Genomic DNA, 26,278 nt, shown 5'->3' with positions numbered 1-26,278 from the left:
TAATTCCATGCTCTTTTGGTAGTCTATATAAGAAGTGCTATACTTATTATTAATAGAAGTAATGTTAACAAATTAAAAAATTGTTTTATCTGTTTTGAAAAAAATGTTGACACATACAAATAAAAATATTATTATAATGATATTATATTGCGAATAACTTAAATTTTTTCTTAAAAAAATTAAATATTGATAAATTGAAATAACAAAGGAGTTATTAAACGTTGAAGTGTGTTTAATGACTCCATTAATATGTTAAATGTGAAAGCGGTTCCTGAAAAAAGTAAAAAATATAGTATTTTATAGAAAAACTTAAATATTCATGTAAAATTCTCGGCGAAATTAGGATTTTAATTAATAAGTAAAATAATATTTTAATTCATAAACTGTTATATAAAGTAAAATCAAAGAAGGAGAGGAACACATGCTAAAATATATTGGCAAAAGATTAGTTGCAAGTCTATTAACAATATGGGTTGTAATAACATTAACGTTTTTTCTAATGAGACTTATGCCAGGAGGGCCATTTGACGGTGATAAGTTAACACCACAAGTTAAAGCTAATATGGAAGCTAAATACGGGATGGACAAACCTATAATGGAGCAATATACAATGTATATGAAAAACTTGGTTAAAGGTGATTTAGGGGAATCCATGATTTTCAATGGCAGAGGCGTAACAGATACTATAGCTACTTCATTCCCTGCATCAGCAAAGGTAGGTATGGTAGCAGTAGCAATAGCAGTAATAGTTGGAGTAGGATTAGGTGTGACAGCAGCACTAAATCATGAAAAATGGCCGGATTCACTAATAATATTTATCGTAACACTTGGGATTACAATACCTAGTTTCGTAATAGGTGCAGTGTTAATATATGTACTTGCTGTAGAGCTTGGACTTTTACCACCGACTGGATTTAGTGATTGGAAGAATTATATAATGCCATCAATAGCATTATCGGCAGCATCCATGTCTTTTATTACAAGATTAACTAGAAATAAGCTTTTAGACGTATTAAAAGCCGATTACATAAGAACTGCAAAAGCTAAGGGGCTAAGTAAAGGTACGGTAGTATTTAAACATGCTCTAAGAAATTCATTGATTCCAATTGTTACTTATATTGGGCCATTAGTAGCAAGTATTTTAACAGGAAGTTTTGTTACAGAGAAGATTTTTGCTATACCTGGACTTGGAAATGAGTTTGTACAATCGGTTACCAATAGAGATTATACAATGTTACTAGGAGTAACAGTATTCTATTGCACCATGTTAATAATGTTCAATTTTATTGTGGATATAATGTACGTAGTAATTGATCCAAGAATAAAATTACAAGATGCAGAAGTTTAGGAGGGAAATAAAGTGGAACAACAATTAAAAATAGATAATGACTTATTTACTCCCCTAACTGAAGAAGAGAAAAAGGTGGATGTAATTGTTAGACCAAGTGTTGGCTATTGGAAAGATGCATGGAATAGATTAAAGAGTAAAAAGATGGCTATGGGAGCTTTGTTGGTAATAATAGTAATAGTGACAGCTGCAATTTTGATTCCTCATTTTTCAAGCTTTAATTATTCAGATAATGACCTAGGTGCAACAAATTTGAAGCCTTCTTCAGAGCACTGGTTTGGAACAGATCAATTAGGTAGAGATATTTTTGTAAGAGTATTTTTTGGAGCTAGATATTCGTTAATAATAGCTGTAGTAGCAGCACTAATTAACTTAGTAATTGGTGTGTTATATGGTGGAATAGCAGGGTATTTTGGAGGAAAAGTAGATAGCATATTAATGAGAATTGTAGATGTTTTATATTCAATTCCATTAACTATATATGTAATAATACTAATGACTATTTTAAATAAACCAGGAAGTGGTGGAAGTGGTCTTTGGACAATTATATTATCACTGTCTATTTCATACTGGATTGGAATGGCAAGAATAGTTAGAGGAGATGTACTTCAATTAAAGCAACAAGAATTTGTTCTAGCAGCAAAAGCCTTAGGAGCCTCAAATTTTAGAATATTGATAAGACACCTTATCCCAAACTGCATAGGATCAATAATGGTTACAATAACATTGTTAATTCCAGAAGCTGTATTCACTGAAGCGTTCTTAAGTTTCATTGGGCTTGGATTAGTTCCACCAATAGCATCCCTTGGAACACTTGCAAATGAAGCAATGCAAGCAATTTATACATATCCTTACCAATTATTGTTCCCAGCAGCGATGATTTGTTTAATTATATTAGCATTTAATCTTTTTGGTGATGGATTAAACGAAGCATTAGATCCTAAGAACAAAAGATAGGAGGAAAAGACAGTGGAAAAGTTATTAGAAGTTAAAAACTTAGAAACCTCCTTTAAGACAAGTGTTGGGGAAGTACATGCTGTAAGAGGTGTATCTTTCTACTTAGAAAAAGGAGAAGCGCTAGGTATAGTTGGAGAATCAGGTTGCGGTAAAAGTGTTACCATGATGTCAATTATGAGATTATTAGCTGACAATGGAAGACTTGCTGGCGGAGAGATACATTTTAATGGGAAAGATATATCTAATGTTAAGGAATCTGTAATGGAAGGGATTAGAGGAAATGAAATAGGAATGATATTCCAGGATCCTATGACTTCTCTAAATCCGGTATATACTATAGGAGATCAATTAATAGAGCCGTTATTAAAACATAGAAAAATTAGTAGAGCTGAAGCTAAAAAAGAAGCTATAAAAATGCTTGGATTAGTTGGAATACCAAGTCCAGAAAAGAGAATGAAGCAATATCCTCATGAATTTTCAGGTGGTATGAGACAAAGAGCTATGATAGCTATGAGTTTAATTTGTGAGCCGAAGCTTATCATAGCTGATGAGCCAACTACAGCGCTAGATGTTACAATTCAAGCTCAAATTTTAGACTTAATGAAAGAGTTGAAAGAAAAACTTAACACAGCAATTATTTTAATAACTCATGATTTAGGTGTTGTTGCAGATGTTTGTTCTAGAATAAATGTAATGTATGGTGGAATAATTGTTGAAACAGGAACGACAGAAGATATTTTCTATAGAGGTAAGCATCCATATACTTGGGGACTTTTAAGAAGTGTTCCAAATCCTAAAGAAGATATTAAAGAAAAGCTTATACCTATTGAGGGACAACCACCAGATTTATTAAAACCACCAACTGGGTGTCCATTTGCAGCTAGATGTGACTACGCAATGAAAATTTGTGTTCAAAAACAGCCACCACAATTTGAAGTGGGAGAAAAACACAAAGTAGCATGTTGGTTGTGTCATGAAGATGCACCCAAGGTCGAATCACCTATAAGGAGGATGAAGTAGTGGAATCTAATAAAGAGATAATTTTAGAAGTTAAAGATTTATGTAAATACTTCCCTGCGAAAAGAGGTTTGTTTAGAGGCCATAGCTATGTAAAAGCAGTAGATAGAGTTTCATTTACAATAAATAAAGGGGAAACTTTAGGATTAGTAGGTGAGTCGGGCTGTGGTAAAACAACTACTGGAAGAACTATTTTGAAGTTGTATGAACCAACATCAGGGCAAATTATTTTTAAAGGGAAAGATATAACAAAGAATTCTGTTAAAGATATGGTTCCATTAAGAAAAGATATGCAAATGATATTTCAAGATCCTTATGCATCTTTAAATCCAAGAATGACTGTTGGTGATATAATTGGTGAAGCTATTGATATTCATAAATTACTAACAGGAGAGAAAAGAACAGAGAGGATAAGAAGTTTACTATCAAAGGTAGGTCTTGCTAGTGATCATATAAATAGATATCCTCATGAATTTTCTGGAGGACAAAGGCAAAGAATAGGAATTGCAAGAGCGTTAGCTGTTGAGCCTTCACTAATAGTTTGTGATGAGCCTATATCAGCCTTAGATGTGTCTATTCAAGCTCAAGTTATAAATATGCTTGAAGAACTTCAAGAGGAATTAGGTTTAACGTACCTTTTCATAGCGCACGACCTTTCAATGGTTAAACATATATCCACTCATATAGGAGTTATGTATCTTGGAAGGATGGTTGAAAAAGGAGAAAGTAATAAGGTATACTCTGAAGCATTGCATCCATATACACAAGCATTACTTTCAGCAGTACCAATACCAGATCCAGATGTAGCTAAAAATAATAAAAGAATAGTTTTAGAAGGAGACCTTCCATCACCGATAGATCCACCACCAGGATGCAGATTTAAAGGCAGATGTAGATATGCAAAACCAATATGTTCAGAAATAGATCCAGAATTAAAAGAAGTTAAACCAGGACATTTTGTAGCATGTCATTTGTATGACTAAGATACTATTTTTAATAAGTAACAGTGTACTGTTAAGGAAAGTTATAAGTACTAACCAAAACAGCATATTAAATAAATAATATAAGGGGGAAATATAATGAAAACAAGTAAACTAAAAAAAATCTGTGCAGTTGTTTTAACAGCAGCTGTAGGGATTTCAGTGTTAACTGGTTGTGGTGGATCTTCAACTGGTGACAAGAAAACAGCTAGTAAGCAAGAACTTAATTTTAACTTAGGAGCAGATCCAAAAACTTTAGATCCAGCATTAAACCAAGCAGTTGATAGCTCAATTATATTGGTAAATGCATTTGAAGGTTTATACAAGGTAGATAAAGATAATAAAGCAATACCAGGAGTTGCAAAATCATATGATCTTTCTGCAGATGGAACTGTTTATACATTCCACTTACAAGACGGTCTTAAGTGGTCAAATGGAGATCCGATTAAAGCAAGTGATTTTGAGTATGCATGGAAGAGAGTAATGAATCCAGAAACAGCAGCTGAATATGCATATCAAATGGAGTACATTAAAGGTGCTAAAGAATATACTGCAGGAAAAGGTTCTGTGGATCAAGTCGGAGTTAAGGCAACTGATGATAAAACATTACAAGTAACTTTAGCTTCACCATGTTCATATTTCTTAAATTTAACTGCATTCCCATGTTATTTCCCAGTAGATCAAAAAGTTGTTGAAGGAAATAAAGATTGGGCAAATAGTGCGGCTACTTATGTTTCAAATGGTCCATTTAAGATGACTGACTATAAGATTAAGGATGGATTAGTATTAGAAAAGAATGAAAATTATTATGCAAAAGATTCAATAAAATTAGACAAGATAAATGTAAAATTTGTTACTGAAGATACTTCAGCTTGGGCAAGCTACAAATCTGGACAATTTGATATGGTTTATAATGTACCAAAATCTGAAGTTCAAGCAGCTATAAAAGATGGAAGTGCTAAGGTAATAAATTTATTAAGTAACTACTTCTATTCAGTTAACGTTTCTGACAAAGCTAAAGAAGTGGATCCAAATGCAGCTAAGGTTTTAGCAGACCCAAAAGTTAGAAAAGCATTAAATCTTGCTATAGATAGACAATCAATCGTTGATAATGTAACTAAGGGTGGTCAAACTCCAGCGCATAGTTTTGTACCAACAGGTATAATAGGCGCAGATGGTAAAGATTTCGCAGGAAAAACTTACTTTGATCCAAAAGGAAATGTAGAAGAAGCTAAGAAATTATTAGCTGAAGCTGGATATCCAGATGGAAAGGGCTTCCCATCGGTTGTATTAATGTTCAATCCTGAAAAGCAACACGGAATTATTGCTCAAGCGGTTCAAGATATGTGGAAGAAGAACCTAGGAATAGATGTTCAAATTCAAAATCAAGAATGGAAAGTTTTAATTGCAACAAGAAACGACAAGAAATATGAGCTGGCTAGAGATGGATGGGTTGCAGATTATACAGATCCAATGACATTCCTAGATATGCTTCAAAGTACTTCTGGACAAAATAATTCAGGATACAATAATCCGGAATATGATAAATTAATTGTTGCGGCAAAAGCTGAACAAGATGCTAATAAGAGACTAGAAATGCTTCATAAGGCAGAAGATATATTAATGGAAGATATGCCAGTAATAACTTTATTCTATGATACTCAACCAATGGGAATTAAAGACACTATAAAAGGTCTTAAGACATCCCCACTTGGATATATATACTTCGATGAAGCTTATATGGAAGGTAAATAAAATAAAAATTTAAAGTTAAAAAATGAGGAGAAATTATTCTCCTTATTTTTTTTCTCCTTATATAAAGAGTAGAAGAAGGAATTTAAGAGGCATGCTATAACGGCTTGGCTTTAAAAAAGCTTGTGAAGTCTTCAAGCATTCTGATAAATTTAGCATTATTCAAGGAGTAATATGAGCGATTATCAGATCTAATAAAGGTTACGGCACCTATTCTTTGTAAAAATGCCATATGGTAGGAGACTGTAGCTGGAGTAATATTTAATTTCTCAGCCAATTCTTGCCCAAACCAAGGTCTTTCAGATAAGAGCTTAAGTATTTCTATCCTATTAATATCTGATAATGATTTAAAGAAAGCTGCTAATCTTTCAGAAGATAAGTTCTTATTAAATAGCAAATCTGAGTATATTCCTAGTATGAACCAATCAGCTAGTTCTTCTGAATACAGTGAATAATTGTGCCAACTAACATATTTAAAAAAGCTCGTGTGAATAACGACTTCTGTATTGGCAGATGTTAAATCAAAGTTAAAATACTTATCCATAAATTCTTTTGGAGAATTATTAAATTCGGATTTATATCTAACTATGCTTTCCGAAATTATGTTGGTTATATCTGATTCAATTGGGCTAAAGCACCTTGTATAAAATTGTTTTAATAAAAGATTTAAGCGTTGCTTTGACTCTTCTGGATTTTCAAGGATTTCTAATACTCTTTGTTTTCTTTCAGAATTTTGAAAGATTGTTTGGTTTACAAGCATTATCATTTCAGCAGTGCTTTTTCCAAAATTGTTATATTCAGAAGTATTTTCTCCGGATAGATTGCTCTTACATACACTCTTTACAACATCGTATGCAAAATCTATAGCTTCCACGGTTTCGAAATCTTTAAGGAAATGATCTATACTTTTTAAATGATGATTTCGTAATATGTGTTTATATAATATGTAACCTAATCCTGGAAGATCAAAAAAATATTTTAGTTCTTGACTCAAGTAAGAGGAGAGAGCAGAAGTCATTTTTGCTGTTACAGCAATTATTTTCTCATTAGGCTCCAAATCAAATTCACGTATCATATCAGAAAAATGCTTTCCAGTTCCAATTGCGAACATGGAATATAAAAATTCCATTGGAAGATGGTTTTCAAAATAAATATTTTTAAAATTAATCATAATTAACCTCCATAATTTGAATTAGATATTTATCTAAGTTATATCAAGTTTTCATAATTATATAATATATAACTGTGAAAATCAAATTATATATTTATGTTTAGAAGTAAATTTTAATATATATATTGATTCGTAGATATATTTCTAATATAATCTTAATTAGATAAATATCTAACTAAAGAGAGGTGATTAAATGAATATTAAAGAAAAACTATTAGAAAGATTAGATGAAATTGGGATATCATTAAGTAAAAAGGAGAAAGCATTAGCACTATTGGGATTAGGTTCAGTTGGAATAGAAACTCATAGAATCGATGAATACTCAGACTTAGACTTTTTTGTTATATGTAAAGAAGGATTTAAAGAAAGTTTCATTAGTAATCTGGATTGGCTAGAAAGTATTGAAGCTATAACGTTTAAGTTTAAAAATACTAAGGATGGATATAAACTTCTATTCAATGATGGAGTTTTTTGTGAATTTGCTATATTTGAGCCACATGAATTAATAAATATACCTTTCTCAAAGGGAAGGATAGTTTGGAAATCGAAATTTTTTAATTCAGAAGTATGCATACCAACAGTTAAAGAAAATAAAAACATGAAAAAAGACATGGACTTTTTAATAGGAGAGGCACTTACTAATTTATATGTAGGATTAGGAAGATATAGAAGAGGGGAAAAACTTTCGGCATATAACTTCATTCAAAACTATGCTAAAGATAGAGTTTTGGAGTTGATTACAATGATAGAAGAACCTAAATCTATAAATGAAGATATATTTTCTATAGATAGAAGATTTGAATTTAGATATCCTAATAATGCGGTTATACTTTCTGAAATATTACTTGGTTATGAGAAAATACCAAAGTCTGCAGAAGTTATTTTAAATTTTTTAGATTCAAATTTTGCAATAAACAAAGTTATGAAAGATAAGATAATGAAATTGCTATAAAAAAATATGCGAGGGGAGATTTTAATGAAAAAATATTAGTAATAGGTGGAACAACCTTTGATTCAATAATTCATCTTGATGAATTACCCAAACCAGAGCCACAAACTATATTTTATGCACCTTTTAATGAAACAATAGGATCAACAGGCGCTGGAAAGGCTATTAATTTGGCAAAACTTAACGTTAATACAACTCTTCATTCTGTAATAGGAAATGATATTTACGGTCAAAAGATAATTTCAAGTCTTGAAAAAGAAGGTGTAAATTTTATTTATGATATAGATGAGAAAGGGACAGAGAGACATGTGAATTTGATGGATCCAAATGGGAATAGAATATCTATTTTTGTTACTCAATCATCGGGTGACACAACACTAAATATGGCTAGAATAGAACAATTAGTAAAAGAAAGTGATATCATAATATTAAATATAGTAGGTTATACGAAACAATTAATACCGATTATAAAAAAATATAACAAGCCCGTATGGACTGATCTTCATGATTATAATGTCGGAAATCCATACCATGAGGAGTACATTGAATTAGCAGATTATATATTTGTGAGTTCAGATAGCATGGATAATTATAGAGATATAATGGATACCTGGATGCAAAAGGGAAAGGAAGCTATCATATGTACTCATGGAAAAAATGGTGCAACAACGCTGACCAAGGATGGGCAGTGGATTGAAACTGAAATAATAGATGAATATAAATTACAAGATGCTAATGGAGCTGGCGATAGCTTTTTCTCAGGCTTTTTGTATGGTTATTTAAAGGAAAAGCCCATAGAAGAATGCTTAGGTTTGGCTACAATATGCGCGGGTTTGTGTATTACGTCTAGTGAGCTAGCCTTTCAAGAATTAAGTGAAGAAGTTATAAATGAAGAATATGAGAAATATTACAGTAGTAATTAAATTTATTCATAAGTTTTCAAATATACTAAAATATTTATAATGCTTACATAGTTTGCAAATATATTAATTATGTAAGCATTTATTTTATGTAATTATTTAACACGGATTTTATTGAAATAATAATTATTAGTGGATATTTTAAGAAATTTCATTAGAATAAATAGGATTAAATATTAATATATTATCTAAAAAATTTAATTCAGAGCAATAAAGTCTTGAATTGAGACTCAATAAGTAGTAGAATAAAACAAATGAGTTTTAAGCATATATAATATATATTGCAAATTAAGAAATAAAAAAGTTATAATTGTTATAAGGTGTTGCAAAATTTAAAAGTTATTTGAAAATATAGTAAAGTTTAGATTTATGCTTTTTTTTAGGCCTATAATTCAGATGGTTTTAATAGGATATACACTTTGCAAATATCGTAATATTTATTAACAATAGATAATTAAAACAATTATCTATCTTGAACATGCATTAAACTCCAGTAAAAAGATAAAAAATAATAGGTAATAAGCATATTTAATTTAAGGGGGATTTATAAAATGATTAGAGTATTAACAAACGATGGATTAGAAAGCGCAGCGATTGAATCATTAAGAGCATTAGGAGCAGAAGTTGTTAACGAACATATTGATCAAGATGCATTAGGAGAAAAATTAAAGGATTTTGATGCAATAGTTATAAGATCAGCTACTAAGCTTACTTCTGACGTATTTGCAGCAGAAAAAGGTGGAAACTTAAAATTAGCTATAAGAGCTGGTGTAGGAATAGATAATATAGATATTCCTGCTGGGGAAGCTGCAGGGGTTGCAGTAAGAAATACTCCAGCTGCTAGTTCGGATTCAGTTGCAGAACTTGCAATTGGTCATATGTTTGCACTTGCAAGATTTATTGCTATATCTAACTATACTATGAGAAATGGTGAATGGAATAAAAAGAAATATGAAGGAACTGAAATTGCAGGTAAAACACTTGGAATTGTTGGTATGGGAAGAATAGGTCAATCTTTAGCTAAAAAAGCTACTGCTTTAGGCATGAAGGTTGTATATTATACAATTGAAGGAAAGCATGATGATTTAGCTTATGATTTTGTTTCATTAGAAGAAGTATTAAAGACTTCAGATTTTATATCTCTTCATGTTCCATACGATAAAGCAGCAGGTTCATTAATAGGAAAGAAAGAATTAGAATTAATGAAGAATACAGCATATCTTATTAACTGTGCTAGAGGTAAAGTTGTTGATGAGGCAGCATTAATAGAAGCTCTTGATAATGGAGAAATTGCTGGAGCAGGTATTGACGTATTTGAAGAAGAGCCAACTAAAAATGAAAAGTTAGTTAACCATCCAAAAGTTAGTGCTACACCACATATTGGAGCTGCAACTGCAGAAGCTCAAACAAGAATAGGTGAGGAAGTAGTTTCAATAATTAAAGAATTCTTTAAGTTATAATTATTTAGGAGGAATTTTTCAATGGCAGTAGTTAAGGCATTTAAGGGAATAAGGCCAATTAAAGAATTAGCTTCAAAAATAGCTGCTTTACCTTATGATGTAATGAATAGTGATGAAGCAAGAGAAATGGTAGTTGGAAATTCACACTCATTTCTTCATGTTGATAGACCGGAAATAGATTTAGATCCATCAATAGATATACATGATCCTAAGGTATATGAAAAGGCTAGAGAAAATCTTGATAGAATGATAGCAGATGGAGAATTTGCTCAAGATGAGAAGCCTTGTCTTTACATATATAGACAAATAATGAATGGAAGATCTCAAACAGGGATAGTATTTTGTGCATCAATTGATGATTACATGAATAATGTTATAAAGAAGCATGAGTTTACTAGAGCAGATAAGGAACAAGATAGAATTAACCATGTTGATTATTGTGATGCAAATACTGGACCTATTTTCTTAACATATAAGGAAGATCAAATTGCTTCTGAAATAATTGATGCTTGGATTCAAAATGAAAGTAAAAGAAAGCCAGTATATAATTTTGTGGCTGAAGATGGAATCACTCATATTGTTTGGGTTATAGATAATGATATTATTATAAGTGAATTAATAGATTTATTTAAAGAAATAGATTATCTATATATTGCTGATGGTCATCATAGATCAGCATCAGCAGTAAAGGTTGGGTTAAAGAGAAGAGCTGAGAATCCTAATTATACTGGAGACGAAGAATTTAACTATTTCCTAGCAGTTGCATTCCCAGATAATGATTTAATGGTTATGGATTATAATAGAGTAGTTAAAGACTTAAATGGTTTAACTAAAGATGAATTAATTGAAAAGCTTAAGGAAAAATTTATCGTAAAAGAATCAACTAGTGAAGATCCAATAAAGCCAGCTAAAAAGCATACATTTGGAATGTATGTAGAAGAAAAGTGGTATTCACTAGAGGCTAAGGACGGGATTTATAATGCTGAAGATCCAATAGATAGTCTTGATGTTGCAATACTTCAAAACAACGTTTTAACACCTATTTTAGGAATTGAAGATGTAAGAACGTCAGATAGAATAGACTTCATTGGTGGAATTAGAGGGCTTAAGGAGCTTGAAAGAAGAGTTCATACTGACATGAAGATAGCATTTTCAATGTATCCTACTGAAGTTAGTGATATAATGAGTGTTGCTGATATTGGAGAAGTAATGCCACCAAAATCAACTTGGTTTGAACCAAAGCTTAGAAGTGGATTATTTGTTCATAAATTAAAATAATTGTCTTTAAAAAAGACTAAGTACGAGGCGGAGCATTAGAAATAGGGAATAAAAAATAGAAATAAAGAGAGAGCATAAAAGCGAGAAAAACAAGGCCTTTACGTGGGTTTGTTGATCTTGAATTTATGCTCTTTTTGTGCTTAAAATTATAGTTCATTTCTTTATATGTCTTAATCACTACATCACTAATGAAATTAAAAAAAGAGTATATAATTATTGTATTAATATCAATATACAGTATTTAAATACATATATTAGAAAAGTTATGTACTTCATTACCATAATATTTTATAATTATATTAGTTCCTATATCTGGAATATTGATTTTAAATATAGGAATAAATTAAAAATCTTTTTTCGCATAAGGAGGGTAAATAATGATTAAAAAGTTAAAAAAATTGACTGCGGGGATTATTACAATAGCTGCAATATTTTCGCTAAATCCAATTGCAGCACACGCAGAATGGAGGCAGAATCCAACAGGATGGTGGTATGCCAACGGTGATTCATGGTATACAGGCTGGAAACAAATAGACGGGAAATGGTATTATTTTAAGAAAGATGGGTACATGGCTCATAATTGCTTTATAAGCAATAAATATCATTTAAACAGTTATGGAGTATGGGATTCAACTATTCAAGGCTTTACAATACAACTTCCTTCAAATTGGATTAAAACAACGGATTCAGCTGACAGAACTTATTATAAAATAGATGATGTTGGAACAAGCGTGGATGAATTGATTAGCATTTTACAAGGTAAATCACAAAAAGATTGCATGGATGAACTTACTAATAACTTAAAAAGTATGGCTGGTGTTGATAATCTTACTGTATCAAATAAGACATTTAATGGTAAATCAGCACAAGTAGTTGATTATAAACATAATAATTCTACGTTAAATAAAGTATTTCAAATACATCAGGTAATTTTCTTTAACAATAATGAATCATATATTTTTACTATTGTAGCAGCTAATGAAATTTCAAGCGAAAATATGAACGCCTTTAATAATTTTTTAAATACTATTAAGTATTAAAAAACATAGGACTAGCAGTAAAAAAGGAAGAGATATTTTCCGTTTTTACTGCTATATAAGTTAGAAGCAAAAATATATTTTGATTCAGATAAACTTGATGTTATAGGAGCAAGTGGAATTGCCCGTACTTTTATGTTAGCAGGACAATTTGGTCAAAGGCTAATAGCAAGTGAACCTATTGATGGATATCTTAAAGACAATACAGTTGAAAATGGAAGATTGAAAGATGTTTCAAAATATAATCCTTTCATTGAATATGAGATGAAAGTAACTTCAATGAATATGGAGCGTTTTGCTCAATTCCAATTTCAGGGGCATAATATATCTATGATGAACGGCTATTTTGATACTCAAAATCCAGAATTAACAATACATAAAGGAGAATATGTTGAAAAATTTGATAATCTTGTTGCTATAGCAGAGGCAAAAAATACTAATAAGTTTGTATTGAATTTTTGGGTTGAAGATTTAGAAAAAGAGCGCAACAGAATAATAAATCTAAATATTAGCGAACTAGCGACTAAGATTAAATATGTTAACAATGTGATACCATACTATTATTTTCAAGTTGCAGACCCAGATGATAATGTTATAGAGATTACAGGTGAATACACATCTAAAAACGAGGAATTTAATGAGTGAAGATATTAATTACAAATTCTAACTTAAGATTAAATGGTGTTGATAATAAATTAGAGGATTTAGGAGGGAGAAATATTAGGTGGATGGGGTGTCAAAATTAATATTAAATAGATTAGAAGATATTGAATAAATTTGATATAATATTAGTTAATGGAATTTTTATTATATAAGTATTACGTCTAAGATTAAAACTTTTTAAAAAAGTATATTTATTATTTTAAAGAAGCATAGGAGAGAAAGATGAGAATAGTAGAAAAAATATATAAGTATATACCAGAGTATGCTATTAAGCCATTAACTCTATGTGTAGCTTTTAATTTTACAGTATATTCAGGAGCTCGTTTACTAAATAAGCATAGCATTTTTCATAATTTAACATCATATTATGATGATAGGATACCAGTTGTTCCGATATTTACTTTAATATATTTTGGGAGTTATTTATTTTGGATTGCTAATTATATATTAATTAGTAATATAGATAAAGATCATTGTTACCGGTTCTTGATAGCAGATTTGTTAGGAAAATTAATATGTGGTATTATTTATTTAAAATTTCCAACAACTAATATTAGACCTGACATCACTACCTTAGGCATTTTTCCAGATATGCTTAGATTTCTATATGATATAGATGCAGCAGACAATCTTTTCCCATCAATTCACTGTTTGGTTAGCTGGTATTGTTTTGCTGGACTTAGAAATTGTAAATCCATACCTGCATGGTATCGCTATTTCTCTTTATTTATGGCGGTGATGATATGTATTTCAACATTAACAACAAAACAGCATGTTATAATAGATGTTTTTGGAGGTATTATGTTAGCAGAATTAACTTGGCAGTTATCTTTGCACATGCAGCTGTATAAAACATTTAAATTTATTAATCAGGAGGTATAAATGAAAGTTCTTACTGTAGTAGTACCCTGTTATAATTCAGCAGCCTATATGGATAGGGCTATAAACTCATTATTAATTGACAGCGAGGATTTGGAGATTTTGATTGTAGATGATGGCTCTAGGGATAATACTTCAATAATCGCTGATGAATATGAGAAGAGATATCCACATGTAGTACGCGCAATACACAAGGAAAATGGTGGTCATGGTGATGCCATAAATACAGGTTTGAATCATTCAAGCGGTATGTATTTTAAAGTTTTGGATAGTGACGATTGGTTTGATAAAGAAAGTTTAGAAAAAGTACTTGATGTATTAAAAAATATGATTAATAATTCCAAATCATTAGATATGCTCATTGCAAATTATGTATATGAGAATGCAAATATAAATAAAGAAAAAGTAATTAACTATAAAGGGGCAATGCCAGAAGAAAAAATATTTACATGGAGTGACTTAGGATATCTTAAAAGCAGCCAGAATATATTGATGCATTCAGTAATTTATCGCACAGAGGTTCTTCGCGAGTGCGGTTTAGAGCTTCCTAAGCATACATTTTATGTTGATAATATTTTTGTGTACAAGCCGCTGCCTTATGTGAATACCATGTATTATTTAAATGTAGATCTTTATAGGTACTTTATCGGAAGAGAAGATCAATCGGTTAATGAAAAAGTGATGATTGAGCGTATTGATCAACAGATTAAAGTAACAAAGATAATTATTGATTGTTATAATCCTATGCTTATTGAGTGTAAAAAATTACGAAAGTATATGATTAAATATTTAGTAATGATGATGACAGTCAGTACAGTACTCTTACTAAGAGAAAATACTGAGGAAAGTTTAAATAAAAAAGAAGAACTTTGGAGTTATTTAAAATTAAGAAACAGACAATTGTATAAGGAAATTAATAAATATCTTTTGGGATTATGTATGAAAATTAAAGGATTAGTCGGAAGAAAGTTAATATTAGCAGGCTACTCATTATCAAGAAAGGTGTTTGGATTTAATTAGTTTTAATAGGACTTATTTATAAGATATTAGTATACTGATGAAATATTACAAGAGGTAAAATTGGGAACGGAAGAGACTTTGGCGTCAAAGTTGATAAGGAAAGAGTGATATTAATGTATGATTATTTAATTGTTGGAGCAGGACTATTCGGGTCTATATTCGCCTATGAAGCTAAACAAAGAGGAAAAACATGTTTGGTGATTGATAAAAGAAACCATATAGGTGGAAATATATATACAGAATGCATAGAAGAGATAAATGTGCACAAATATGGAGCTCATATTTTTCATACTAGTAATGAATTTGTATGGAGGTACATAAGTAAATTTGGAGAATTTAATAATTTCATAAACTCACCTTTAGCAATATATAAGGATGAACTTTATAATTTGCCATTTAATATGAATACATTTAATAAACTATGGGGAGTAAAGACTCCGAAAGAGGCAAAAAATAAGATACATAGCCAAATAAGAAATTTAAATATTAGTGAACCGAAGAATTTAGAAGAACAAGCTTTAATGCTTGTTGGAAAAGATATATATGAAAAATTAATTAAAGGTTATACTGAAAAGCAATGGGGGAGAAATGCAAAAGATTTGCCAAGTTTTATAATAAAAAGGCTCCCAGTAAGATACACCTACGATAACAATTATTTTAATGATACATATCAAGGAATTCCTAAAGGTGGATATACTTCAATCATAAATAAAATGCTAAATGGGATAGAAGTAAAATTAAATACCAACTTTTTTTTAGAATATAGAGACTTTGAGAAGACTGCCAAGAAATTAGTATTCACAGGAATGATAGATGAATTTTTTGAGTATAAGCTAGGAATATTAGATTATAGAAGCTTACTTTTCGAAACAGAAGTGTTAAGTGAGGCAAATTATCAAGGTAATGCAGTTGTAAATTACACTGAAAGAGATATACCATATACTAGAATTATTGAGCATAAACATTTTGAGTTTGGAAATCAAGATAAAACGATCATTACAAAAGAGTATCCAAAGGAATGGAAACAAGGTGACGAACCATATTATCCAATAAATGATAACAAGAATATGTCTTTATTCAATAAATATAAAGAATTAGCTCAAGGAAAGAATAATATAATATTTGGAGGAAGACTAGGAGATTATAAATATTATGATATGGATAAGGTTATTGAAGCAGCTTTGGATTGTGTTAAAAAAGAACTAGATAGCGAAAACTGATAACAAATAATATTTTTATAGAATAAATTAATTATATATAATGAAGAAGCATAAGCATTTAAATTAGAGTATTCCAGGAAGCTCAATTATAAATGCTTATGCTTTGTTATTTGAGAATATTATGGAATCAAGGTGCTTTTTAATACAGAATAATTAAGTAAAATACTATGATGTTTTGTAATAGTCATCCAAGTTAGGGTGATTTTATTTTATGTAAGAAATAAGTTAGTTGTATAACTAAATTTATCGTGTGGAAGAATACATTTATTAGTAAAGAGTCAGGAGGTGATGTTGTGAAACAAGAATATTTAGCACCAAATGAAACAATGCAGGTTCACGAAATGTTGAATTTCAAAACTATATGTATGACTACGTCAAAAATGATGGAAGGCGTAGTTTTCGATCAAGACCTAAAAGCGTTATTAGAAAAAGATGTACAACAATCTATTACTGCAATAAATGGCCTACAAAATTTACTTAAGAAAGCACCTAAAATTAGATAATAATATGTGTTGGAAATATATATAAATTCAATCGGTTAATACAGTCGTTGAAGATGACACTAAAAATTAAGGATTATAAAAAGGAGGAACGTTATGATAAATGATTATTTAGAAGTAAGAAATTCAGAAGGAATGCCTAAACTTGTTGATGCGACTATGTCATTAGGTTTTTTATTGAATGCCAAAAGTGGAGTGAGAAATTGTGCTATTGCGTTAACAGAAGCAGCAACTCCTGAAGTTAGAATATTTTTGCAAAATCAGCTAAATGACGCTATTAATCTTCATGAGGAAATATCTAATCTTATGATAAAAAAGGGATGGTTTCATCCTGTTAATTTAGAAAAGCAGTTTCAAATGGACATAGAATCATCCACAACTGCTACTCAAATTGCAGGCCTAGATCTATTTCCAGGAGATACAAGCAGAATAGGTATGTTTGCAACACAGACAAAATAATAAAGGAGGTATTAATATAATGAAGGCTGTAACATTTCAAGGCATAAAAAATGTAAAAGTTAAAGAAGTAGCAGACCCTAAGATACAAAAAGCTGATGATATTATCGTAAAACTCACAAGTACAGCAATATGCGGTTCGGATTTGCATTTGATTCATGATATGGTTCCAAACCTCCCTCAAGGTTATGTTATAGGGCATGAACCAATGGGAATTGTTGAGGAAGTTGGCCCAGAAGTTACAAAATTAAAGAAGGGTGATAGAGTTATTGTACCCTTCAATGTAAGTTGTGGAGAATGTTTTTACTGCAAACATGATTTAACTTGTATGTGCGATAATTCAAATCCAAATGGTGAAAATGGAGGCTTTTTCGGATATTCAGATACCTTTGGTGGATACCCTGGAGGGCAGGCGGAATATATGAGAGTTCCATATGCTAATTTTACTCCATTTAAAATTCCAGAGAATTCAGAAGTAGAAGACGAAAAGCTATTACTAATGTCAGATGCAATGGGTACTGCTTATTGGAGTGTAGAAAACGCAGGTGTAAAAAAAGGAAATACCGTTATTGTACTAGGCTGTGGTCCTGTAGGGTTACTCGCACAAAAGTTTTGTTGGTTGCATGGTGCAGAAAGAGTAATAGCAGTTGATTACATAGACTATCGCCTTGAGCACGCAAAAAAATATAACAAAGTAGAGACTGTTAATTTTGAGCAGCACGAAAATACTGGAGAGTATTTAAAAGAAATTACTCATGGTGGTGCAGACATAGTAATAGATTGTGTAGGTATGGATGGAAAGATGACGCCAATGGAGTTCTTAGGTTCGGGGTTAAAACTTCAAAGTGGATCTTTAGGTGGTTTTGTTATGGCTACACAAGCAGTAAGAAAAGGCGGAATGATACAAGTAACAGGAGTTTATGGAGGGAGGTACAATGCATTTCCGTTTGGAGATATAATGAATCGCAATATTAATATAAGAACAGGTCAAGCACCAGTAATTCCATATATGCCAACTCTTTATAAATTGCTTGAAGATGGTAAGGTTGATCCCAGTGACATTATTACTCATAGATTGCCATTGGATCAAGCTGAGTATGGATATGAGGTGTTTGATACAAAAACTGATGGCTGTATTAAGGTTGTTCTTAAACCATAAAGAAAGTTTAAAATTAATGAAGGAGGAAAAAAGTATGAATCAACAAGGCATTGCACCTAATGAAACTATGCAGTTGCATGAGATATTAACATTTAAAAATACTTGCTTAACAAAATCTCTGACTATGTCACCCTTAGTTTCGGATGATGAACTAAAATCTATACTGCAGCAAGAAGTAACTATATCCCAAACTCATATCGAAGAATTAAGAGATCTTATGAAAAAGTCAAATATAGCTGTATCAGAAGAAGTACAATCTTAAGTTAATTAGAAAGAAGGCGGGCTTATGAATGGATTAATAGAAAGTCTTATTGGAATGAACAAAATGACTGATCAAGTTATTGCTACTGATTTTTTAATATCTGCAAAAAGCGGCGTACAAAATTATGCTGTAGCGATAACAGAAACAACTTCACCAGAAGTAAGATTAGTATTGAAAAAGCAATTGCAAGATGCAATTGCGACTCACGAAAAAATTTTCAATTATATGATGAAGAACGGATATTATAATGCTTATGATCTTGAAGCGCAATATAAAGTGGATATGAAAACAACAGATACAACTTTAGATCTTACAAAAAACATCATGTAGAAATTCTATAAAAAATTAAGGGGGCAAAAAATTGAAACAAAACTTTTATACTGGTATGAGTTTCGAATTTATTACCCTCTTTTATTTTTAGGTCTAATATTTGTTAGATAATAAAATATGAATCGGATTGGTTTATATATTACTAAATGACCGTAATAAATTTATATAATAATTTGATTCTCTAAGCACGTGGTCAGCTAAAAGTGGAAGAATTATAGATTTAATTTTGCATGCCAAAAGCCCTTCGGTAGCCTGCGCTTTAAAATTCCTGAAATCAATAGCCTTATTTAAAGTATCTTCAGTGAGATTAGAAAAGCCTGATAATGTATTATCCATTGAAGCTGCTTCTTTTCTTAATTCTTCAAATTCTTTTCCAAAGTTATCTGCTATATTGAATAATTCTACCTCGGTAGGATCTAACATTCCTCTAATTGTAAAACCATGCTCAGACAATTTATCATCCCAGAAAGTCTCAAGGGCAAGTGCGTCCCTTTTTATATCAATCTTAATACCATTTTGCAATCTTGTTAGCAGCTCCAGAAAAACCATTGCCTCACTAAGTATATGATTTATCAATGCTGGATATAAGTTTGTGAAAAGTCTGCAACTTAAAACATCATTTTTTAATTTAGTTTTAAATTTAATAATCATTTTTGTTGCCGCAATTGAGTGACGATTTAACATGTAAACATTATCTGTGAGTCCTGAAGTATCGCTATTATTTGTATCAGTAGAAAGTGAATTTTCCAAAGAAGTTATGTTTGGATCGATATAAATTCCGGTGGCAAACTGAGTAGCTCTCTCAGCATCTAAAGTATAATTAGTAATAATTTCGCCTGTTTCTAGAATTCTAGAAGGGATTACCCCATCAGACAATGATATGGCGCGTGTAAGCAAGGTAGAGAATTCATTTTTTAAAGCATCAGCTTGACTTATTAAATCTTTATTCTTTGGTGGAATCCCAGCTTCCATAAATATAGAGTGTTCTTTCATAATTCTTAAGAAAAATAGGTTCAACTCTAAGGATTGATTAATAAATTCTTGCTTTAATAGCATTATATACTCCTAAATTAAAATATTAGTTACATCTTTATAAAATATATTCAAAATTATAAAATAAATGATTGTATGGTTAATAAATAAGTATTTAATAGGATAGTGACGAAAAAAATGATATAATTTTATTGTATTAATTACTAATTTAAAATAATTGTTAGTATGAGGTAGGGAATGGTTAAAGAGGGGTTAGAAATAGAATTTGGAGAATTGAAATTTAAGGAAATTTCAAAAGATATAGATTTTATATCTATAATTAAGGATGGCAAAGCAGAGAAATATAAGATTGTGGATACACAAGAAGAATTAAAAAAATACATATATAAACCTTTAGAAGTTGTAGAAAATAAAACAGGAATAGTTGTTACTTGTGAATGTAATAATATTTCAGGGGTTTTTTATAATGTTATATTTTTAGAGAAATTTAAGATTGACAGTTATTGTGAGCCTAAGATAGAGGAGTCTATGTACTTAAGTTTTAATAATTGTAATTTTATTGAAGATATTGAGATGCTGGGAGGAGATTATAAAAGAATAAAGTTTAATGATACTATTATAAGCCGAAATCTTTTTATGAGATTTATAAATTGTGAAAAATTAAGAGTTAACAATCTGATAATTAAAGAAAACATAATTTTAGAAGATTCGGAATTTGGAAGTTTTAGTGCCAATGCATCTAGGTTTGAAGACAATTTACTTTTTCAAGAAGTAAATATTTTAAATGATTTTATTTTAGATAAAGTAATAGGAAACAAAGATCTGGATTTTGTAGATTGTAGGTTTGAAGGATTAAGTAAATTAGAATTGGATGTAAACAGTGAATTGAATTTCTTAAAATGTTCTTTTTATAAAAAATCAGAAATAAATTTCGATGAGCTAAATGGAAAAATTAGTTTGTATAAGACTAACTTTTCAGACAAATGTTACTTAGAATATGAATTGCTAGAAAATAAAAAGTACGAGCCTTTAATTTTTAAAGACGACTTTAAAAAAACTAAATGGAATTTTCTGATTGTCTCAGATATATATAAATCCAGCGGAAGAATAGAGCAATATTTAGAAACCTTCTATTACTTTAAAAAATATGAGAGGTTAGAAAAGAAAAGTAAAAATAAAGCAAAGTTTAATTTATTGTATTATTTAATTGGGATAACTACTAAGTATTATACAAGCTGGGAAAGAACGTTATTATCTATGTTTATAATGATATCAGTATTTTTTATACTATATTGTTCTTTTCCTAATCTTCTAATGTGTAAAGATACTCCATTAAGTTCAAAGAACTTATTTATAGCAGTAATAGAAATGTGCCAGACTTCAACTTTAGATATACATTATATTATAAGTAAATTTGGTAATGCTTTTTATTTTACTATAATAACATTTACTACAGTTGGATATGGCGATATAACGCCACTTAACTGGATGAAGGTGGCAGTTGGAGTAGAGTCATTTTTAGGAATATTTTTCTCGTCAAGCTTTGTAGTATCGCTTTCAAGAAGATTTATGTGATAGATAAGTATAAATGTATTTTATGATATAAAAAGTTAATGTTAAAGGAGTTAATGTGCTATGATGATTGTAGATAATGAAAAATGTATAGGATGCGGGCTTTGTGTTAAAGATTGTTTTCCTAAGGCTATTAAAGTAGCTGACGGTAAGGCTGAGGTTAAAAATATTATGTGTATGAAATGCGGTCACTGTATTGCTGTTTGTCCAAAAGGAGCAGTATCAACTGATGAGTATAATATGGAAGATGTAAAAGAGTATAATGAAGCTGAATTTAAAATAGAGCCAGAAATGCTTTTAAATTTCATAAAATTTAGAAGGACCACAAGACAATTCATAAATAAAGATGTTGAAACAGAAAAAATACTTAAAATTGTTGAAGCAGGAAGATTTACTCAAACTGGTACCAATAGTCAAAACGTATCATACATAGTGGTAAAAGATAAAATAGAGCAGCTAAAGGAAATGGCTTTAGAAAGTCTTAAGATTAAAGGAGAAGATATTCTTAAAAATTTAAATCCAGAAACAATACCATTCAAGAGATATGCTCAAATGTGGATTAAAATGTATAATGAATATAAAGAAAATCCAAAAGTTAATGACAAGTTATTTTTTAATGCTCCAATTGTAATTCTTGCAATTTCTGATTCGCCAATAAATGCAACTTTAGCATCTTCGAATATGGAACTTATGACTAATGCTTTAGGTCTAGGAACATTTTTTAGTGGATTCTTTGCAATTGCAGCACAAGGAGATGAAGGAATAAGGAATTTACTTGGTCTTGAAGGTAAAGAAGAGATTGTAACGTGTATGGTTATAGGATATCCTAATGTAAAATATATTAGAACAGTTCCAAGAAAAGATCCTAATATCCTATGGAAGTAAAAGTTAATGTAACATATTAAATATACAGCTATTTTAGATTGATATGATTAATCTAAAATAGCTGTTTTATTAAATTACATCATTTCAAGCATTTGCTTTAATATTCTTGTTGAATTTTTAACTGCAACTGGAATGAATTTTTGATAATCCATATGTGCACCATTATTTGCGTTATCAGAAATTGACCTAATAACTACAAATGGAATTGAATTTAAGTAGCAAACTTGAGCTATGCTTGCACCTTCCATTTCACAAGAAATTGCTCCGAATTCTTTATCAAGCCATTGAATTTTTTCAATATTTGCAATAAATTGATCACCAGAGGCGATTCTACCTATAAAACTATTTAATTCAGGAATTTCTTCACATGCCTTTTTAGCTAAGGCAACCATTTCTTTATCGCATTTAAAGTCAAACGTATCAAGCCTTGGAATTTGACCTACCTTATCACCAAAAGCTGTTGTATCCATATCATGTTGCACCAAGTTTTCTGCTACAACGATATCTCCAGGATAAATTTCTTTGCCAATTCCACCTGCAACCCCAACATTAATAACTTTATCAACTTTGTATTCAGATGCTAGTATTTGGGTACAAATAGCAGAATTAACTTTACCTATGCCACAAACCACAGCTACAACAGTCTTTCCGTATAGTGTACCTTTGTGAAAAGTCATGTTAGCTTTTTCAAGTTTTTCTTCGAGAGTTAAATCCGCTAATAAAATCTCTAATTCTTCTGCCATAGCAGCAATTATTCCAATAGTCATATAAAATAATCCTCCTAAAATATTGATTTAACATAAATAATAAATATTTTGTTTATATTTAGACAAAAAACAAAATATACTGGTTAATTATGCATAATACTAATTAATATTATAATCATTACTCCGTAAATTTAATAGGTAAAATATAAAAATTATAATTATTGACTTTAAATAATGTTGTAAGTAATTAATTAAATTTAAACTATATTAATTATTAAATAAGTTACTTTACGCCTGATTTTGGGGATTTTATTATTAAGCTTTAGTTTATTTTTATGGTATAATAACAATTAACAATTGAAAGTATAAAAATAATAAGGGAAGTAATGAATATTACACATATTATTATATATGTTATGGATTAAGTGAGAAACATATAATGAACTATTATGTTGAATAAATTAAATAAGGAGAGAAAATATATGGCAGCACAACATTCTTTATCAAGAACAGAACTTTTAATAGGTAAAGATGGGTTAGACAAATTGAAGGGAAGTAAAGTTATTGTTTTTGGCGTGGGCGGAGTAGGAAGCTATACTATTGAAGCGCTTGCTAGAGCAGGAGTTGGTGAATTAATTATTGTTGATGATGATACAGTCTGTTTGACTAATTTAAATAGACAAGTACATGCTACATATAAGACGATTAGTCAGCCTAAGGTTGAAGTTATGAAAGAAAGGATATTATCTATAAACAGGGAGTGCAATGTAATAGCACATCAAATTTTTGTTACACAAGAAAATATAGCAGATATAATTCCTGATGACGTAGATTATGTTGTTGATGCTATAGATACAGTTTCGGCAAAACTTGGTTTAGTGGAATATTGCTATAAAAAAGGAATAAGGATAATGAGTTCTATGGGAACGGGGAATAAATTAGACCCTACACAATTTAAGGTTACAGATGTATTTAAAACAAAGATATGTCCGTTAGCTAAAGTTATGAGATCTGAATTGCGAAAAAGAGGAATAGAAAAATTAAAAGTTGTATATTCTGAAGAGGTGCCTATGAAACCTAACTATGATGATGTTGTTACATGTAAGACTGGGTGCGTTTGTACAGGTGGAACTAAAAAGTGTGCCATCAAGAGGCAAATACCTGGCAGCATATCTTTTGTTCCACCAGTAGCGGGAATGATAATTGGAGGCGAAGTTATAAAGGATATACTGGGCATTAATAGTTAGGTAAACTATAAAATTGCAATAAAGAACTAGGTTATTAATTGTATATTAAAGTAATTCCCACAATATGTTGGCGTAATAATAAAGTTATCAACAATATATTGTGGGTTTTGTGCATAAGTATATTACTTCGCTAAAATTTGTGGACAATATTATATTTAGGAGAGAACTATATGCAATTGAATGTAAGTGTAAAAATACAATCAGATAAATTAAATCAGTCAGAGTATCTAATTAGAGATAAAAATGATATCATAATCGGTAGATTTGCAACAATGGAGTTAAATGATACAAGTAAAACGTGTAATATTAATCTTAGATTTTATAGAGCATCTAATTATGATCTTTTGAGCGATACCTTGAAGCTCATATTAAAAGGTACCTTTAAAGATTTAAATATTTTTAAAGTTAATATTAAAACTATTGAAACAATAGATATTAATCCATTTCTAGACTTGGGATTCACACTAGAGGGAGTATTTAGTCATAATGAGTATTTTAAAGGCGAATATTTTGATGAGTTATCATTTGGGATAACTCGAATAGAGTATAACCAAATGAGTAGATATTCTTTAATAGAATTAAAAGGAAAAAACATTGTACTCAAAAATTTAAATTCAAGCAATGCAGAAGAGATACTAGAATACTACCAAAAAAATAAAAATTATTTGGCTCCTTTTGAACCTGTTAAAGATAGTGATTTTTATACGCTAGAAACTCAAAAAAAATTGCTTAATAAGAGTTATCGAGAGTTTTTGAATGGAACTCATGTTGATTTAGGGATATTTAAAGAAGAAAAGTTAATCGGAAAAATAAAAATTTCTAGAATTGTGCATGGATCTTTCAGAAATGGAACTTTGGGATACTCTATAGATGAAAATGAACAAGGTAAAGGATATATGAAGGAAAGTGTCAAACTTATACTCGATTATGCTTTTGAAGAGTGTGAGCTTCACAGAATAGAAGCGTCAGCCTTACTGGATAATAAAAGGTCAAGAGCAGTATTAACACAATGTGGATTTAAGTTGACAGGAATAAATGAAAAGTATCTTTTAATTAATGGAAAGTGGATGGATCATGCAACTTATTATATTTTAAAAGAAGAATTCAAGGGATAATTAATGCGGGGGTTAGGTAAATGTAGAGTGAAATTAAGCTTTACCTATGCTCCGTCGCAGTTTTGGATAAATTTTTTATAATGGAACTAGAGTAAAATTAAGATGCAGTTAAATAACTAGTCCTAGCGTATCAATAATAGAAAAGTAGTGAAAAAAAGAGAAAAATATAGAATTTAGTGTTTAATTTTAATATATAATAGATTATAGAATAATTACGATAAGCTTATATGTTAAGATAAAACACGTCGCTAAGAGACGTAAGCAACCACAAAGTAAATCAACAAAAACTCTTAAATATAGAGTTAAAAAGATTTTAAAAAAGTTGTTGACAAGCTTTCGACACGATGATATACTGATTAAGTCGCTTAAGGGCGACACAATAAAACAAAAAAATACAACGA

At 30.1% G+C, this 26,278-nt stretch carries 25 protein-coding genes and 1 pseudogene; 23 read left to right on the top strand and 3 right to left on the bottom strand.

What is annotated here, in order from left to right; translation table 11 throughout:
- Nucleotides 1-421 precede the first annotated feature (421 nt).
- The 5 genes from COL3_RS07100 to COL3_RS07080 all read left to right on the top strand — a co-directional run bounded on the left by COL3_RS07100 (nucleotide 422) and on the right by COL3_RS07080 (nucleotide 6,057).
- The gene (locus COL3_RS07100) at nucleotides 422-1,348 is read left to right on the top strand and encodes an ABC transporter permease (protein WP_008418920.1); all 927 of its coding nucleotides are present in this window, start codon (nucleotides 422-424) and stop codon (nucleotides 1,346-1,348) included.
- Between the two features lie 12 nt (nucleotides 1,349-1,360).
- Nucleotides 1,361-2,305 (top strand): ABC transporter permease, encoded by a 945-nt coding sequence (locus COL3_RS07095; RefSeq protein ID WP_008418922.1) that lies wholly within the window; start codon nucleotides 1,361-1,363, stop codon nucleotides 2,303-2,305.
- Between the two features lie 12 nt (nucleotides 2,306-2,317).
- Entirely contained in the window at nucleotides 2,318-3,325 is a 1,008-nt protein-coding gene (locus COL3_RS07090; RefSeq protein ID WP_008418924.1) for an ABC transporter ATP-binding protein, read from the top strand.
- Nucleotides 3,325-4,305 carry a dipeptide ABC transporter ATP-binding protein gene (locus COL3_RS07085; protein ID WP_008418925.1) on the top strand — a complete coding sequence of 327 codons (981 nt, stop codon included), beginning with the start codon at nucleotides 3,325-3,327 and terminating at the stop codon, nucleotides 4,303-4,305. Before COL3_RS07090 ends, COL3_RS07085 begins: the two co-directional genes overlap by 1 nt.
- 96 nt (nucleotides 4,306-4,401) lie before the next feature.
- Nucleotides 4,402-6,057, top strand: coding sequence for a peptide ABC transporter substrate-binding protein (locus tag COL3_RS07080; protein WP_008418927.1), 1,656 nt, complete (start codon nucleotides 4,402-4,404; stop codon nucleotides 6,055-6,057).
- A gap of 94 nt (nucleotides 6,058-6,151) precedes the next feature.
- Here COL3_RS07080 and COL3_RS07075 read toward each other — a convergent pair whose 3' ends face one another.
- Nucleotides 6,152-7,225: a metalloregulator ArsR/SmtB family transcription factor gene (locus tag COL3_RS07075; RefSeq protein WP_008418930.1), complete on the bottom strand. Its 1,074-nt coding sequence runs from the start codon at nucleotides 7,223-7,225 to the stop codon at nucleotides 6,152-6,154.
- 193 nt (nucleotides 7,226-7,418) lie between these two features.
- Between COL3_RS07075 and COL3_RS07070 the strand changes: the two genes are divergently transcribed.
- The 14 genes and pseudogenes from COL3_RS07070 to COL3_RS07005 all read left to right on the top strand — a co-directional run bounded on the left by COL3_RS07070 (nucleotide 7,419) and on the right by COL3_RS07005 (nucleotide 19,358).
- Nucleotides 7,419-8,177, top strand: coding sequence for a hypothetical protein (locus tag COL3_RS07070; RefSeq protein ID WP_008418932.1), 759 nt, complete (start codon nucleotides 7,419-7,421; stop codon nucleotides 8,175-8,177).
- Nucleotides 8,168-9,097 carry a carbohydrate kinase family protein gene (locus tag COL3_RS07065; protein WP_207655439.1) on the top strand — a complete coding sequence of 310 codons (930 nt, stop codon included), beginning with the start codon at nucleotides 8,168-8,170 and terminating at the stop codon, nucleotides 9,095-9,097. Before COL3_RS07070 ends, COL3_RS07065 begins: the two co-directional genes overlap by 10 nt.
- Before the next feature lie 548 nt (nucleotides 9,098-9,645).
- Nucleotides 9,646-10,554 (top strand): D-2-hydroxyacid dehydrogenase, encoded by a 909-nt coding sequence (locus COL3_RS07060; RefSeq protein WP_008418934.1) that lies wholly within the window; start codon nucleotides 9,646-9,648, stop codon nucleotides 10,552-10,554.
- Nucleotides 10,555-10,575: 21 nt separating this feature from the next.
- A complete protein-coding gene (locus COL3_RS07055) occupies nucleotides 10,576-11,832 on the top strand; it encodes a DUF1015 family protein (protein WP_008418935.1) in 1,257 nt (418 codons plus the stop codon).
- A gap of 377 nt (nucleotides 11,833-12,209) precedes the next feature.
- Nucleotides 12,210-12,872, top strand: coding sequence for a putative cell wall binding protein (locus tag COL3_RS07050; RefSeq protein ID WP_008418936.1), 663 nt, complete (start codon nucleotides 12,210-12,212; stop codon nucleotides 12,870-12,872).
- 60 nt (nucleotides 12,873-12,932) lie between these two features.
- Nucleotides 12,933-13,139: pseudogene (locus COL3_RS07045) on the top strand (phosphohydrolase); the annotation flags it as partial.
- A 615-nt stretch (nucleotides 13,140-13,754) separates the two neighbouring features.
- The gene (locus COL3_RS07040) at nucleotides 13,755-14,414 is read left to right on the top strand and encodes a phosphatase PAP2 family protein (protein WP_008418938.1); all 660 of its coding nucleotides are present in this window, start codon (nucleotides 13,755-13,757) and stop codon (nucleotides 14,412-14,414) included.
- Nucleotides 14,415-15,431, top strand: coding sequence for a glycosyltransferase family 2 protein (locus COL3_RS07035; protein WP_008418939.1), 1,017 nt, complete (start codon nucleotides 14,415-14,417; stop codon nucleotides 15,429-15,431).
- Nucleotides 15,432-15,544: 113 nt separating this feature from the next.
- On the top strand, nucleotides 15,545-16,651 hold the full coding sequence (gene glf / locus COL3_RS07030; protein ID WP_008418940.1) for a UDP-galactopyranose mutase: 1,107 nt from the start codon (nucleotides 15,545-15,547) through the stop codon (nucleotides 16,649-16,651).
- A 293-nt stretch (nucleotides 16,652-16,944) separates the two neighbouring features.
- Nucleotides 16,945-17,154 (top strand): hypothetical protein, encoded by a 210-nt coding sequence (locus tag COL3_RS07025; RefSeq protein WP_008418941.1) that lies wholly within the window; start codon nucleotides 16,945-16,947, stop codon nucleotides 17,152-17,154.
- A gap of 93 nt (nucleotides 17,155-17,247) precedes the next feature.
- Nucleotides 17,248-17,610, top strand: coding sequence for a spore coat protein (locus COL3_RS07020; RefSeq protein ID WP_008418943.1), 363 nt, complete (start codon nucleotides 17,248-17,250; stop codon nucleotides 17,608-17,610).
- A 19-nt stretch (nucleotides 17,611-17,629) separates the two neighbouring features.
- Entirely contained in the window at nucleotides 17,630-18,766 is a 1,137-nt protein-coding gene (locus COL3_RS07015; protein WP_008418945.1) for a zinc-dependent alcohol dehydrogenase, read from the top strand.
- A gap of 34 nt (nucleotides 18,767-18,800) precedes the next feature.
- Nucleotides 18,801-19,028: a hypothetical protein gene (locus COL3_RS07010; RefSeq protein ID WP_008418947.1), complete on the top strand. Its 228-nt coding sequence runs from the start codon at nucleotides 18,801-18,803 to the stop codon at nucleotides 19,026-19,028.
- Nucleotides 19,029-19,052: 24 nt separating this feature from the next.
- Complete coding sequence (locus COL3_RS07005; RefSeq protein WP_008418949.1) at nucleotides 19,053-19,358, top strand: spore coat protein; 306 nt, start codon at nucleotides 19,053-19,055, stop codon at nucleotides 19,356-19,358.
- 132 nt (nucleotides 19,359-19,490) lie between these two features.
- Here the strand turns inward: COL3_RS07005 and COL3_RS07000 are convergent, their stop codons facing one another.
- Complete coding sequence (locus COL3_RS07000) at nucleotides 19,491-20,414, bottom strand: DUF2935 domain-containing protein (protein ID WP_008418951.1); 924 nt, start codon at nucleotides 20,412-20,414, stop codon at nucleotides 19,491-19,493.
- A gap of 174 nt (nucleotides 20,415-20,588) precedes the next feature.
- On the opposite strand from COL3_RS07000, the gene COL3_RS06995 reads away from it, so the two are divergent.
- Nucleotides 20,589-21,926 carry a potassium channel family protein gene (locus tag COL3_RS06995; RefSeq protein ID WP_008418953.1) on the top strand — a complete coding sequence of 446 codons (1,338 nt, stop codon included), beginning with the start codon at nucleotides 20,589-20,591 and terminating at the stop codon, nucleotides 21,924-21,926.
- A gap of 60 nt (nucleotides 21,927-21,986) precedes the next feature.
- The gene (locus COL3_RS06990; RefSeq protein ID WP_008418954.1) at nucleotides 21,987-22,808 is read left to right on the top strand and encodes a nitroreductase family protein; all 822 of its coding nucleotides are present in this window, start codon (nucleotides 21,987-21,989) and stop codon (nucleotides 22,806-22,808) included.
- 74 nt (nucleotides 22,809-22,882) lie between these two features.
- Here the strand turns inward: COL3_RS06990 and COL3_RS06985 are convergent, their stop codons facing one another.
- Nucleotides 22,883-23,575 (bottom strand): 5'-methylthioadenosine/adenosylhomocysteine nucleosidase, encoded by a 693-nt coding sequence (locus COL3_RS06985; RefSeq protein WP_008418956.1) that lies wholly within the window; start codon nucleotides 23,573-23,575, stop codon nucleotides 22,883-22,885.
- 422 nt (nucleotides 23,576-23,997) lie between these two features.
- On the opposite strand from COL3_RS06985, the gene COL3_RS06980 reads away from it, so the two are divergent.
- Nucleotides 23,998-24,762, top strand: a complete 765-nt coding sequence (locus tag COL3_RS06980; protein WP_008418958.1) for a tRNA threonylcarbamoyladenosine dehydratase — start codon at nucleotides 23,998-24,000, stop codon at nucleotides 24,760-24,762.
- Nucleotides 24,763-24,932: 170 nt separating this feature from the next.
- Nucleotides 24,933-25,877: a GNAT family protein gene (locus COL3_RS06975; RefSeq protein WP_008418960.1), complete on the top strand. Its 945-nt coding sequence runs from the start codon at nucleotides 24,933-24,935 to the stop codon at nucleotides 25,875-25,877.
- Nucleotides 25,878-26,278 lie beyond the last annotated feature (401 nt).

Origin of the sequence: Clostridium sp. LS (genome assembly GCF_002760435.1) — a bacterium.
In the GTDB taxonomy this organism is placed as follows: Bacteria; Bacillota; Clostridia; order Clostridiales; family Clostridiaceae; genus Clostridium.
The sequence above is the reverse complement of the archived record's forward strand: the minus strand, read 5'-3'. Positions and strand labels throughout refer to the sequence as shown.